This is a genomic window from Streptomyces sp. RFCAC02, assembly GCF_004193175.1.
Classification (GTDB): domain Bacteria; phylum Actinomycetota; class Actinomycetes; order Streptomycetales; family Streptomycetaceae; genus Streptomyces.
The window spans coordinates 3,267,179-3,280,181 of sequence record NZ_SAUH01000001.1 but is presented as its reverse complement, the minus strand read 5'-3'; the positions used below and the strand labels follow the sequence as shown (position 1 = coordinate 3,280,181).

At 71.8% G+C, this 13,003-nt stretch carries 13 protein-coding genes and 1 pseudogene; 9 read left to right on the top strand and 5 right to left on the bottom strand.

The features are described from left to right. Window positions 1-37: 37 nt before the first annotated feature. Genes EMA09_RS28635 through EMA09_RS15335 form a run of 3 tightly spaced genes read right to left on the bottom strand, consistent with a single transcriptional unit; the run spans window position 38 to window position 5,477 of the window. Window positions 38-2,923, bottom strand: coding sequence for a hypothetical protein (locus tag EMA09_RS28635; RefSeq protein ID WP_129841594.1), 2,886 nt, complete (start codon window positions 2,921-2,923; stop codon window positions 38-40). Window positions 2,924-2,925: 2 nt separating this feature from the next. Continuing rightward, entirely contained in the window at window positions 2,926-4,140 is a 1,215-nt protein-coding gene (locus EMA09_RS15340; protein ID WP_129841593.1) for a hypothetical protein, read from the bottom strand. Then, window positions 4,140-5,477 (bottom strand): hypothetical protein, encoded by a 1,338-nt coding sequence (locus EMA09_RS15335; RefSeq protein WP_240796410.1) that lies wholly within the window; start codon window positions 5,475-5,477, stop codon window positions 4,140-4,142. Before EMA09_RS15335 ends, EMA09_RS15340 begins: the two co-directional genes overlap by 1 nt. A 106-nt stretch (window positions 5,478-5,583) precedes the next feature. Here EMA09_RS15335 and EMA09_RS15330 point away from each other — a divergent pair, with 106 nt between their 5' ends. From EMA09_RS15330 to EMA09_RS15315, 4 genes and pseudogenes are all read left to right on the top strand, one after another. Next, window positions 5,584-6,009 carry a hypothetical protein gene (locus EMA09_RS15330; protein WP_129841592.1) on the top strand — a complete coding sequence of 142 codons (426 nt, stop codon included), beginning with the start codon at window positions 5,584-5,586 and terminating at the stop codon, window positions 6,007-6,009. Beyond that, window positions 6,006-6,281 carry a hypothetical protein gene (locus EMA09_RS15325; RefSeq protein ID WP_129841591.1) on the top strand — a complete coding sequence of 92 codons (276 nt, stop codon included), beginning with the start codon at window positions 6,006-6,008 and terminating at the stop codon, window positions 6,279-6,281. Before EMA09_RS15330 ends, EMA09_RS15325 begins: the two co-directional genes overlap by 4 nt. 314 nt (window positions 6,282-6,595) lie before the next feature. Next, window positions 6,596-7,453 (top strand): DUF3592 domain-containing protein, encoded by an 858-nt coding sequence (locus EMA09_RS15320; RefSeq protein WP_129841590.1) that lies wholly within the window; start codon window positions 6,596-6,598, stop codon window positions 7,451-7,453. 158 nt (window positions 7,454-7,611) lie between these two features. Beyond that, window positions 7,612-8,174 (top strand): annotated as a pseudogene (locus EMA09_RS15315) (HD domain-containing protein). Here the strand turns inward: EMA09_RS15315 and EMA09_RS15310 are convergent. Together EMA09_RS15310 and EMA09_RS15305 are read right to left on the bottom strand one after the other, a co-directional pair. Next, a complete protein-coding gene (locus EMA09_RS15310; RefSeq protein ID WP_129841589.1) occupies window positions 8,162-8,629 on the bottom strand; it encodes an NUDIX domain-containing protein in 468 nt (155 codons plus the stop codon). The pseudogene EMA09_RS15315 and the gene EMA09_RS15310 overlap by 13 nt on opposite strands. Continuing rightward, window positions 8,616-9,389: a helix-turn-helix domain-containing protein gene (locus EMA09_RS15305; protein ID WP_206305951.1), complete on the bottom strand. Its 774-nt coding sequence runs from the start codon at window positions 9,387-9,389 to the stop codon at window positions 8,616-8,618. The genes EMA09_RS15310 and EMA09_RS15305 overlap by 14 nt, the downstream gene beginning before the upstream one ends. 95 nt (window positions 9,390-9,484) lie before the next feature. Between EMA09_RS15305 and EMA09_RS15300 the strand changes: the two genes are divergently transcribed. The 5 genes from EMA09_RS15300 (at window position 9,485) to EMA09_RS15280 (ending at window position 13,001) form a co-directional block, all read left to right on the top strand. Continuing rightward, entirely contained in the window at window positions 9,485-10,210 is a 726-nt protein-coding gene (locus EMA09_RS15300) for a haloacid dehalogenase-like hydrolase (protein ID WP_129841588.1), read from the top strand. A gap of 72 nt (window positions 10,211-10,282) precedes the next feature. Continuing rightward, on the top strand, window positions 10,283-11,185 hold the full coding sequence (locus tag EMA09_RS15295) for a radical SAM protein (RefSeq protein ID WP_129841587.1): 903 nt from the start codon (window positions 10,283-10,285) through the stop codon (window positions 11,183-11,185). Further along, a complete protein-coding gene (locus EMA09_RS15290) occupies window positions 11,178-11,819 on the top strand; it encodes an AAA family ATPase (protein ID WP_240796409.1) in 642 nt (213 codons plus the stop codon). The genes EMA09_RS15295 and EMA09_RS15290 overlap by 8 nt, the downstream gene beginning before the upstream one ends. Beyond that, window positions 11,737-12,414, top strand: coding sequence for an SAM-dependent methyltransferase (locus EMA09_RS15285; RefSeq protein WP_129841586.1), 678 nt, complete (start codon window positions 11,737-11,739; stop codon window positions 12,412-12,414). Before EMA09_RS15290 ends, EMA09_RS15285 begins: the two co-directional genes overlap by 83 nt. Beyond that, the gene (locus EMA09_RS15280) at window positions 12,411-13,001 is read left to right on the top strand and encodes a class IV adenylate cyclase (protein WP_129841585.1); all 591 of its coding nucleotides are present in this window, start codon (window positions 12,411-12,413) and stop codon (window positions 12,999-13,001) included. Before EMA09_RS15285 ends, EMA09_RS15280 begins: the two co-directional genes overlap by 4 nt. Window positions 13,002-13,003: the final 2 nt, after the last annotated feature.

Sequence of the window (13,003 nt, the reverse complement as noted above, 5' to 3'; positions counted from 1 at the left end):
CCCGTTGCCCCGGGCTCCCGGCGCGGTGGCCCCCCGTTCACGTGACGATGCAGGTCAGGGCCGCCCAGAGCAGGGGCGAGTGCTCGATCCGGCCGTCCGCGCGCCAGCGGTCGAGCTGTTCGCGCTGCCACCGGCCGAGCCGCCGGACGGGGTCGCGGTGCTCGTGCGCGGCATCGACGGCGACGACCGCCTCCGTCAACGGGCGTACGGACGCCGGCAGTCCGGCCAGCCGGTGGTACGCGAAACTGGTCGGCAGCACCCAGCGGGCCGCGGTGACCAGTTCGGCACCGTTGTGGAGCATCGCCGTCGCCAGGCCGAACGACTCGGCGAACCGCAGATCGCCACCGCTCTCGCAGCCGATCAGGGCGACGAGCGGCGGCGCGGGCCAGATCCGGGCACCCGGCTCCCCGTCGGCGCGCAGGGGGAGCGTCCCGAGCAGCAGGTCCTTGGCCGCCAGCGGCCGATGCGTACGCACCGTCCCGGCCAGGCCGTCCGTCCCCGGACCGCAGCACAGGTGGAGCGCGCCGTCCTCGCTCTGCCCGCCCTCGACGGGCGCTCCGCTCACATGCCCCACGTACATCAGCCGGCGCGGCCGTTTCCTGAGCACGCCGCCCAGCCAGTCCCGGTCGAGGTCGGTGCGGCGGAACGCGTCGGCGGGGGCGGTGACGGGCGGCACGACGGCGCCCGCGTCGAGACGGCCGCCGACCCACGTCAGCAGGTCCGGGTCGGCGCCGGGCGGCCCGAGGACCGAGCCGAGCGGTGAGTCCGCCCGGAACCCGGGGATCCGGGGGTCGAGCACGAGGACGACCGCCCCGGTGTCCGTACGCGCGGCGGTCTCCCGCCGCCCCGGCGGCACGGAGACCGGCGCGGTGGTCACGACATCGGCCAGATCGATGAGCCGTACGTCGTCGTCGCCGTCGCCTGCGCCGTCGTCACCGCCGACGGCCAGCAGTTCCCACGGCACCTGGGCGACTCTCGGCGACGGCTGGATCCGCACCAGCGGGCGCCCGGCGCGCGCCGCGACCTGACGTATCTGCGCCGTCAGCTCCCGCGGCCACAGCGCCTCGGCCAGCAGCCGGGCGAGCCGGCGTTCGGCCTTGTGGTCCGCCATCGCCCCCGACGTGAACGCCCGCCGCATGCCCTCCTCCCCCACACCCTCGCCCGGCAGCGCGGCGGCCAGCGCGCGGACGGCCCGGTCCACTTCGCCGTCAGGCCCCCGGCCGGTGCCGAACCCGCGCGCCCCGCCGGCCCACGTCCAGGTCATGAACAGGTCGCCCGCGTCGGCCAGCCGGACCTGGACCACCGGTCGGTCCGTCAGATCGCCGGTCGCCCAGAACGGCACCTCGGCGTCGCCCACGATCCGCCGGCGGTAGCGGGCCTCGGCCGCCGCGATGTACTCCTGCAGCGCGACGCGGCCGGAGTCCGGCGCCATCCGGACCTTCGGCGGCGGCGCGACCCGCAGGCCGGCGGCCGCGGCGGCCCCCGCGGCCGCGCCCCCGAGCGTCACCGGTGCTCCGTCCCGCTCGGTCGCGGGGTACGTCTTCCTTGCCGCGTCCGGGAAGACGGGCGGGCCCGCCGCCGGTGCGGGACCGAGCGCCGGTGTCGCGCCGGCGGACCGGTGCTCCACCAGTTCGAAGAGGAGTCCCTGGTCCTGCCGGCGCACGGCGAGGCGGAACACGAGCCGCATCGCGTCGTCCGCGAAGTGCAGCCACTGACTGCGCGCGTGGGCGGTGGCGAAGTCGTACCGCGCCGCTTCGACGGCGAGCGCGGCGGGCAGCGCGAGGGCGAGCGCGGTGCTGACCGACTCCGCCGTACGGTCGCCGTGGTCCACGCGGTCGAGGCTGTCCTCGATGATCCTCGCGATCATCAGATCGGCCTGTGCGCACCGTTCGGACATCCCGCGCGCCTCGTACACGTCGCGGGCCTCCTGGGCCAGCCGCTGGGTCCCGGCGACGTCGCCCCGCTCGTAGGCGTGCTGGGCGGCCATCAGCATGGTGTCGGCCGCGGCGATCTGCGCGCCGAGCCGCTCGAACCGGGCGAGGCTCGCCCCCAGCAGGCCGTCCGCGCCGGCGGCGTCACCGCGCAGGCCGGCGAGGAAGCCGCGGGCCTGTTCGCAGACGGCCAGGTCGCCGGAGCGCCGCTGTTCCTCGAAGAACGCGGACGCCTCGGCGAACAGCCGCTCCGCGACGTCGAGGTCCCCCCTGCGCATCGCGCAGTACGCGCGGTGCGCGGCCATCGCCCGCCGCTCACCGGTGTCCCCCACCGCCAGAAAGCCGTCCTCCGCGCGGACGATGAAGTCCTCGGCGAGGTCGAACCGCCCGGTCGACGCGCAGATCAGGCCGAGGACGGTCAGCAGCCGCGCGACGACGCCTCCCGCGGTCGCCGGCGTGGCGGCCAGCAGGGCCGACGCCTGTTCCTCGGCCGCTCCCCACTCGCCCTTCTCGATCAGCAGATTGACCCGGTTCAGGCCGAGTTCGGCGGTGCGCAGGCCCTCGGGGTCGTGGAACTCCGCGAGCCTGCCGGCCGCCTCGTCGAGACTGGCCAGCGCTTCGTCGAGGCGCCCGGTCGCGCGCATCACGTCGGCCCTGGCGAACAGCGTCTTCAACAGGACCTCCAGCCACAGTTGGCGGCCGCGCGGCCCCATGGGCACCGGGGCGACGCCGTCGAGCAGGCCGAGGGAGCGTTCGACGGCGTCCTCGGCCGCGGGCAGGTCCGTGACGGTGAGCCGGACGCTCGCGAGGTCGGACAGCAGGTGCGCCCGCAGGAACCGCACGTCGGGCGACTCCTCCATGGTCCCCGCCAGGCCGAGCAGTTCGTCGTAGACGGCGCACGCGGCCAGCGGATCGGCGGCCGACTGGTGCCGCTCGGCCAGGGCGAACCCGCCGTCGAACGGCTCCCCGTACAGCCGCTGCTCTTCCGTCATCGTCAGTAGTCCTCGTCCGGGGCGGCGGCGATCTCGGCGAGGAAGGAACCCCGCGCGCCGTACGCCGCGTCGGCCAGCCGCCGCCGGGCCAGGGCGCGCACCGCGTCACGGCCGGCCCGGCCGTCGGTCCCGGGCTCCGGGTCGAACCCGGGCAGCAGCACGCCCACCTCGATACGCGGCGGCGCGACCGTCTCCGGCAGGTCGAGGTCCGCCCGGCCCGCCCACACGTCGTCCCGTCCGGCGAGCGGCACACGGTACGGGCGGCCGTTCACGCGGACCTCCGCGACGAGCGGCACGCGGGCGGCGCGCCCCGCGTCGTACGCGACGGCCTCGACGTCGATCACCCGCCGCGCCCCGAGCGCGGCTGCGGTCCAGGACACCGCGTCCTCGGAGGCGTCGACGAGGCCGGGCGGATAGCGCCGCCAGTCGTTGACGCCCGTGCCCCGGGCGATCACCCGGGCGCCAGGACCGGTCCGGCCGCCCGCCGCGAGGGCGTAGCCACCGCCCCTCGCGAACAGCGCGCCGGGGTCGGCCGGCGCCACGGCCGTACGGTCCGCGTCCAGGGACGTCCTGAGCCGCCGCAGCTCCGGCCCGTCGAGACCGGCACAGTCCGCCGCGCCGTCGATCAGCCTCAGCACGCCTCCCAGGCGGTCCGCCACGTCCGACGGCCGGGGCGCGCCGCGCCACCACCGGATCAGCGGGTCGAGCCCGGCCCGGTGCTCATCGATCAGCTCGGCCGCGCGGTCGTCGGGCTGATCGCCGAGGTCGTCGAACACCTGCTGGCACCGGTGAGTGAGCGCCGCCAGTTCGAGGCCGAGCAGGTCCGGGTCGAGCGCCGGTGTCCCGTCCAGGTGCGACGCGGGCCACCACCGGCCCGCCCAGTGCGCGAGGGCGAGCCGGGCGGCGGCGCCCGTGAGCGCGGTCGTGTCCGCCGGCACGCGTACGCCCGTCCGTTCCCCCGCCGCGCAGGCGTGCACGGCGGCGGCGACACGCTCGCCGTACACCGCCCACAGCCACTGCTGCGCCCGCCGCTCGTCGTACACGTCGGCCACCGGCGGGGCCGGGTCCCCGACGACCGGCCGGCTCAGCACGCCGCCGGCGACGTCGAGCACGGCCACGGCGGCATCGGGGCAGGCGGCGAGCGCCGCACCGCCGTCCGAGACGCGGATCGCGCCGTCCTCGCCCCGGGCGACGAGGAGATCGCCGCCGTCCGCCATCACGCGCTCCTCCGCTCCACCGCTTCCGCCGCGGGCTCCGCCAGCGCGCGCAGCGCCGCCCGGACGCGCGCGCGGTGGTCCATCATCACGGAGCGCGCGACGCCGTCGAGCACCGCCCAGGCCGACGCGCTGTCGGGGAGCGGTTCGCCGCGGACGTCCCACCCGTGCAGCCGTACCCACAGCCGCCGCATGTAGGCGGCCCAGGGGGCGCGGAGGTCCCGGGCGAGGGCGTCCAGGACCCCGCCGTCCGGGTCGGGGCGCGGCGAGACGGTCATCCGGCGGGCGCGGAGCGCCGAAGCCTCCCGGCGCCACCGGGCGTTGACGGCCCGGTGCGCCGCCGTCCGTCCCCGCTCGGGCTCCCCGCCGCCGAGGGGATCGAGGCCGGCCGCGAGCCGGGCGCCGACGACCACGGCGACCCGCAGACTCTCGTCGTGCAGGCCGAGCGGGGCGCAACTGCGGCCGGTCTCCCGCGCGACGAGGTTCGGGACCGACGGAAGTTCGTCGCGCCGGGCCGACGACTGCAGCACGCTGAAGAGCCGTTCGAAGAGCGTGCGGTCGAGCGGCGCCGGAAGGGTGGCCGTCGAGGCGCCCCGGCCGACCCCGGGGCGCGGCGGCACCGGCCGGGCGGTCAGCCCCAGATGGGCCGGCAGCCCGCCGCCCCAGACGTCGCCCGGGTCCGTCCACAGCGCCCGGCCGAACCGGCTCCCGAGCGCTTCCCGCACCATGGCCGCGTACGCCGGGGAGTCCGACCCGCCGCGGGCTTCCAGGACTTCGTCCGCCGCCGAGGCGGCGGCAGCCGCGTCGGCGGGCGGCGCGCTCCCCCGACTGTCCCACGCGGCGGCCAGTTCCGCCTCGATCCGGGCACGCCGGCCGACGTCGGCCAGGTGCTCCTTCAACGCCGCCACCGTGCGTCCGCCGGCCGCGTCCACGACCTCCTCGACGACCGCCTTCGCCACCGCCTCGGCACCGTCCGCCGGCGCGCCGTGCTCGGTGGCCAGTTCGAAGCAGCGCTGGAAGTAGAGGTCCTGGGGGTTGCCCGCCACGATGCCGAGCGCCCGGCGGACCTTCTTGAGCAGGACGAACCACCGCGCCGTCGCTTCGAGCCGGCCGCCGGACTCCCGTATCAGCGCGTCGAGGCGCGCGGCCTGTTCCGGTCCGAGGAAGTCCTCGGCGAGTTCGGGGTGCAGCGCGGGCCTGACGATCAGCGGCAGCACGATCAGCTTGACCGTACGGGTCAACGGCGCGCCGCCCGGACCGCTCAGCGCCGCCACGCCCGCACCGAGCCCGCGCCAGGCGCCGTCGATGACCATGGCACGCGGTCGGCTCGAAGGCGGCATGGAAGGAGAGTACGCCGGGGACGGGCGCCCGAACCTGGGATCGGTAGATGTTCCGGCCCGCCTACGGTCAAGTGACCGCACCGCGCGTCACAAGGAGGGGAACCCCATGGGAATCTTCGGGAAGCGCCGCAGGACCCGCGAGGAGCGGGCCGCCGAGATCGCCGGGCAGGTGGCCAGTGGCAAGGGCTTCTACGGCCGCGCCACCCGCGCGTTCCTCAAGCCCGAGGAGTACGCCAGGGTGCAGCAGACGATCGGCGCCCACGACTCCGTCCTCGCCGTCCAGCACCTGCTGGCCTCGGGAGCGCCCACGATGCCCGCCACCGTCGTCTCGATCGGCGACACCGGGCAGATGGTGAACTTCGACCCGATCGTCGACCTGGTCCTCCAGCCGCCCGGCGGCGCGGAGCGGATCAGCCTGCGGACCATCGTCCCGAAGCTGCGGATCCCCCGCACCGGCGACGAGGTGCTGCTGGTCGCCGACCCGGCCCGCCCGGGCAACTACCTGTACGCCGGGGACGGCGTCGCATCGTGACGACCCCACCGTACGAGGTGCCGGTCACCGACACCGTCCTGCTCTCCTTCGACGGCCGGGTGCTGGAGGTGTTCGGCTACTCCGACACCCACCGGATCCACATCCGGCAGCAGCCCCGGCTCGTCTTCGGGAACGGCCGGCGGCCCAGGATGGCGATCGTCACCGGCACGGGGACGCGCCACTCGTTCCCCTACGACCCGCACCGGCTCGACGGCCTGCGCGCCCTGGCGGACCGGCTGGCACAGGCCCGCTACGCGGAACCGGAGCCCTGAGTGCCGGCCGGCGACGGCCCCACGCCGGAACAGGTGCCCGGCATCGGCCGGTTCGGAGCCGTGGTCGGGCCGGTAATGCCGGTGCTCCCCTCCTGCTCGGCGGCGTGCTGTGCACCCTTCTGTGCACGCCGCTGGGCCCCGTCATCCGGATCGGCACCGCCGTCGAGCTGGAGAAGAACCGGCGGCTCGACACCGCCGGGGTCGCGGCGCTACGGATCAGCGGTCCCGGATTCCCTGCGCGTCGGCGTCCGGCTCAGGGCCGTGGTCGCCCCGGCCCGGAACCTGTTCCGTATCGAGTGGAGGCAGGAACCCCGATGACCGGTCACGAGGCACTGCAACTGTGGTGGGTGCTGCCCGCGGGCTTCGCACTGCTCGGCCACGGACTCTCCCTGGCCGGGCTGACCAGGGCACAGCGGGCGGTCTGGGTGACGGCGCGGATCGTGGAGGTGGGCCGGCCGGCCCACGGCGCGTCCAAGAGGCCCGGGATACCGGTGACGGTCGCGTTCCGGGACCCCGCGACCGGCCGGGAGTTCGTCCTCCCCAACGACGGCCGACACGGCGACTCGGTTGAAGAGGCATGGGTGGGGCGGGAGTTCGAGGTGCGCTACCCGCCGGGGCAGCCGCACCGGTTCCGTATCGTCCTCGACACCATGGGCGAGAAGAACGGCCGCCTCGCCCCGAACTGCGCGATCGTCCTTCTGCTCATCGGCCTGGTGATCCACGCGACCGTCCTCTGGGGCTACCCCTGGGCACTGCTCGGCTTCGGCGCACTGCTCACCGCACTGGCAGCGGCCAGCCCCGACATACGCCAGGCACGCGCCCGCGACACCCTGCTGGCCACGGCCATCGCCGTCCCGGGACACGTCGTGGCCGTGACACGGGACATCTACACGGACGGAGAGGGCGACGAAATCATCAACCACGCACCCGTCGTCACCTTCACAACACTCGACGGCACAGACATCACCGTCCTGTCACGCAACGGAATCCCCAACCCGGGCAAGTCACTGAACCGCGAGCTGACAATCCACTACGCCCCCACAGACCCAGCCATCTACACCCCCGACCCAAAAGCCGACCGCCGCGACAGGGAAAGAGCAATCGGCTGGATCATCATCCTGCTCCTCCTCGGCACAGCATCCACAACAACAGGCGCAGCACTGCTCCTATGACCCTCAGGACACGACGCCCCAGACCCACGCATGACGAGGACTGACGGCACCGATGACGGAAAGGCTCAACGTCCGAACCTTCCCCCAGGGTTTCAGCGTTTCGCTCCCCGTAACCAGCGAAGGCTTCAGCGCAACGTTCTACGGGCAAAGGGCACGGCATGGGTGATCGGATCGACGAGTGGGCGAAACAGTTGGCGGAAGCCGAGCTCAGCGGCCCGCTGCCCCGGCGGTGGGCGCATACCCGAGGGGTGGCCGAACGCGCGGTTGAAGTGCGTCAGGTTCTCGGCATCGAGGCCAGTCTGCTGATCGCTGCCGCCACGCTTCACGATGTCGGGTACGCACCGCGGCTGGCCGTGACAGGGTTCCATCCACTGGACGGGGCACGGTTCCTCCGCGACGAGCATGGCGCCGACGAGCGGCTCGTGCGGCTGGTGGCCAACCACTCGTTCGCGCTTCTGGAAGCCGAGGAGCGAGGGCTGCGGGAGGTGCTGGCACGCGAGTTCCCCTTGCTGGAGGAGCCGCTGCTGGTGGACGCGCTCGTGTACTGCGACATGACGACCACGCCCGATGGGGCCGGACCACCGCTGAGGAGCGTGTCGCGGAGATCCGTGGTCGTTACGGGGATGACAGCGCGGTCGGGCGGTTCATCCGTCGGGCGGTGCCGGAGATCTTCGCCGCCGTCAGGCGGGTGGAGGCCGTCCTGACGGCTCAGCCGAGGTAGGGATAGGTACCGGCGAGGTAGTCCCCGATCTGCTGGCGCATGCTCGGGTGGATGTCGTACTCGTCCAGGTCGTCCGGCTGAACGAAGCGGACTCCGTCTGCCTCGTCGTTGATCGTGGGGGCGCCACCGACGGGGCGGCCGATGTAGGTGTTCTCGTATTGCTGCCGAATCTCGCCGTCGGTATACGCCACGATGTGGTGCGGGTTGGTATAGACGCCTAGGAAGCCGATGACCTCGGCGATGATCCCGGTCTCCTCCAGGCACTCGCGCACCGCGCACTCGGCCGCGGTCTCGCCGATGTCCTGGGCTCCGCCCGGGAGCGCCCACTGACCGGTGTCGCGACGGCGCTGGAGGAGTATCGCGCCGGTCCCGTCGACGACGAGCAGGTTGCTGGCCGGGATGAGAGTGTTCGCCTTCGGGGCGGTGGGATCGTTGTAGTACTCAGTCCTGCCCACGGTCGGCGGTCCTTTCCTGGTCGGGTGTCCATGGCCGTGCGGCATCCCAGACGGCGTCGAAGCTCCGAGCGTAGTTGTCGAACCACCCCGTGCCGTCCGCCCTCTTGAGGTGGAGGACGGGGTTGGCGCTGGCCGGTTGTCCCCAGATGTGAGGGTTGACGAGCAGGTCGTCGTCGTAACGGAACATGGACGCGTAGAGAGTGGCGTCGTGGAGCCGCACGGCACACCCTGCCTCGTCCAGCAGCGGGCGGTAGTACGTCAATGAGGCACGGATCTTGGCGGCGAGAGTGTCGCCGATCCCCTCCTCGCGGCCCCGGACCGCGACTGCCTGCCCGTCCGGGTCGCCGAAGCACAGACGCACCCGCACTCCCTCGGCGGCACGTTCGGAGAGCATCTTGCTGACGTGGGGGTTGGACTGGGCGAAGAAGGTACCGGAGAAGACGAGGACGCCGATCTCGTGCCGAGCCTCTCGCAGCAGCGCGAGCCAGGCGTCCCGGGGCACGCTGGCCCGGTTCTGGTAGGTGCCGACCAGTTCGGTGCCCAACCCGTTCCCCGGCCGGCCGGTGCGCGTGGACGGGTTGGGCCACAGGAAGGTCTCCTCCACGCGCAGGTGCCGCGCGACGCGGAAGCGGTGCCGGGCATGGGGAATCCGCCCGCCGAGCCACCGGCTCACCGTTTTGGGATCTACCTCGCAGATCTCGGCAAGGGAGTCGGGCGAGACGCCGCGTTGGCCGAGCACGGTGCGCAGTCGGTCGTTCACAGCGCCTATCGAATCGGTGCACCGTGTGATCGCGCAAGGACGTTTTGGGACGCGGTCACTCAAGCGGAACTCCGCGGACTGCCTACTCTTGCGGCATGGACCTGTTCGTCCTGTGGGACATCGACCACACCCTCATCGAGAACGCCGGGGTGAGCAAGGACATCTACGCCGCTGCCTTCACTGCCCTCTCTGGACGCGAACCCTCGGAGCCGGCGCGCACCGAGGGGCGTACGGATCGACTGATCATGCGCGACATGTTCGTCCGCGAAGGATTCCCCGTACCTGACTGGCACGTGATCGAGACCGCGCTCGCCCAGGCCGGGGAGGCGCGCCTGGATGAGCTGCGCAGGCGCGGGACTGCCCTGCCCGGCGTCCAGGAGGCGCTGAAGGCAGCTTCCGCGCAGAGCGGTTGGGTCTCCTCCGTCCTCACCGGCAACATCGCCGCCAACGCGCTCGTGAAGCTTTCCGCCTTCGGCCTCCACTCCCTGCTCGATCTGCCGGTGGGCGCCTACGGATCGGACACCGAACTCCGTCCTCATCTGGTCGCTGTCGCCCGCGAGCGCGTGCGGCGGCTTCGTGGTGCTCCTGCTGACGTCCCCACCGTGCTCGTCGGGGACACCCCTCGTGATGTGGAAGCGGCTCTCAGCACGGGCTCCCGGATCCTCGCCGTCGCATCCGGCATCCACACTCCGGAGGAACTGACCGCCGCCGGCGCAGCGGAAGTCCTGCCCGACTTGGCGGACACGAAGCGTCTCCTCGGCATCCTGGAGTCCTTCGCACGACACTGGCAACGTCCCAGGACGTCCTCGAACCGTCCTTGAACGCGGTGCCGAGGTCCCCGCGCAGAAGGCCACTATCAGGCTCCCGACAAGCAGTCAGCCGAAGGAGCCGATGTGATCGGGGAAATCACCGGGATCCGGAAGATCCGCATGCTCTACCTGCAGCTGCTCTACCGCTGCAACTTCACGTGCCTGCACTGCTTCCACGGCGAGCGGCTCCAGCACGCCGACGCATTCACCGCCGAGGAGGCCAGAAGCCTTCTCACCCTGATGCGGAACGAATACGGCACGGAGGCCGTGACCCTGCTCGGCGGGGAGCCGTTCGTCCACCGGGACCTGGCGCAGGTCGTCCGCCACGCGAAGGAGGAGCTGGGCCAGCGCGTCGAGATCTGCACCAACGGGTACCGAATCGAGCGCCGCCTGACCGAGATCGCTCCGCACCTGGACCTGCTCAGGGTCTCACTGGAGGGCATCGGATCGACCAACGATGGCATCCGCAGGCAGGGCAGTTACCAGAGCGCCCTGGACTCGCTCGGTCTGGCGCGGGACCTCGGTGTTCCGACGGGCGTGACCATGACCGTCACCTCGCGGAACATCGATGAGATCCTTCCCCTCGCCGGCGTCCTGTCGCAGTACGGGGTTCAGCAGCTCAAGCTCCATCACCTGCGAGTGGTCGGCAACGCCGCCGATCACCCCGAGTTGCTGGTCACCAGCCTTTCCGCGTACGGCCGACTCCGCGAAGAGCTCGCGTTGGCTGATCTGCCCTTGGAGGTGATCGTCGACGAGGACCTCTCCGAGCACGGCGCCCCGCAGGCGTGCGTGCCGTCCGCCGGTCCTCGCGGGATCGACCGCATCGAGGCCGACCCGCGCGGTGCGCTGACCATGTCCTGCAAGGCGGTGGGCAAGGACTCGCACGCCTTCTGGTACGAGAAGGCCGAAGGACGCATCGTCCACAAGCCCTCGTCCGCCGACGAGCTCACGCTCGCGGTGCCGGACGTGGTGTACACCCGTGCGTGATCACCCGCGCTTCGAGAGCCTGGAGGGGCTGCGCGGCACCGGCAAGTCCACCCTGGCGCCCATGCTCGCCGCTGCCCGAGGAGCCACCCTCGTCGCCACCGTCCCTTCCTTCTACCAGCCGCTCAGACACGCGGTGGACGAGCGGACGAACGTGGAGGCACGCATGTGCCTCTACCTGTCCGCTCTGTTCAGCGCGACCGAAGAGATCCAGCACCATCTCGACGCCGGAAACCCGGTCGTTGTCGAGAGCTACTTCGCCCGATGCCTCGCCAACCACCGAGCGCTGGGCGCCCGATTCGATGTCACTGTGCCGGACTGGCTGCCGACGCCCACCATCTACCACCTCGTTTGCGCCGACGACGAACGACAGGTCCGACTGGCTGGACGCGACAAGCCAGAAACGCGGTGGGACCTATTGATCGAAACCGTCACAGACCAGGTGACCGACGCCTACGCCTCATACCCGATGCATCGCATCGACACGACAGGGCGCGATCCGGGAGAGGTCCTCCGCATGATCATGGACGCCGAGATGCAAGGAGCGCACCCCCGTGCGGACACGAAGCCTGTGGGAGCACACCCTCACCTTCTTCCCCCAGTTTCTCGCGACGCTGCGGGAACGCATCACTCCTGACGCTACCGTCACAGTTGTCGGTGCGAGCGACGGCAAGTTCGTCCTGCCCCTCGCCGCTGCCGGCTATCACGTCATCGCTGTCGAACGCGACGCGGTGGCCCTCCACGGTGGCAGTGTCCGCCTGCCGGGTGACAGCCAGGCCCACGCGCAGGGTCTGATCGATCGGCTGCGACTCGAAGGACTCCACAACCGCGTACAGGTCGTGGAGGACGACTTCCTCACCTGCGAGCCCTCGCGCTTGGAGTGTGAGGCGATATGGACGAGCTGCTCGTGGCACTACAGTGCCAACCACCACCGCCCGCTCGCCGAGTTCGTCGACCGCATGCAGCGTCTCGTCCGACCCGGTGGTGTATTCGGTGCGGAATTTATGCTGCCCGTCGAGGGACGCCATCTGACGATCGAGCACTACACCTCCCCGGAACGCCTGCGCCAGTACTTCCTCGGTGACTGGGAAGTCCTGCTCACGCTGCGCACGAACGAGTTCTCCGAGCGACCGCACGTCGGCCAGCTGCACCATCACACCCACCGCATGGGCCTGCTCATGGCAACCCGAATGTCCCCCTTCGCCGAACACATCCAAGAGGAGAACGCATGAAGCACGAGTACGAAGCGAAGTTCCTGGCCATCGATGTCGCCGCGCTCCGGGCCAGGCTGACTGCGCTCGGTGCCGTGCAGGCCTTCCCCCGCACCCTTCTCACCCGCAAGATCTTCGAGAACGACGCTCTGCGTACAGGCGCGTGGGTCCGCCTGCGCGACGAGGGATCCCGCTCGACCCTCACCCTCAAGCAGGTGACCGATCCCACCACGATCGACGGCACGACCGAGATCGAGACCGAGATCACCGACCTGCACGCCATGGCCGACATCCTTCGCCACATCGGCCTCACCGAGGTCCGCTACCAGGAGAACTACCGCGAGGAGTGGACCCTCGGCGAGGTGGCCTTCGACTTCGACACCTGGCCCGACCTCCCCACCTTTCTGGAGATCGAAGGCCCCGACGAGGCATCCGTCCGGCAGGCGACCGCTGCTCTGGGCCTCGACTACGCCGAAGCCCGCTTCGGCAGCGTCGACGAGATCTACAAGAGCGAGGCCGGACGCGACATCCTCACCGAATCCACCCTCCTGTTCCCTCACTCCAGGAAGCAGGAGAGCCCTGTCTCGTCGACCCCGACCGGTGTCTGAGA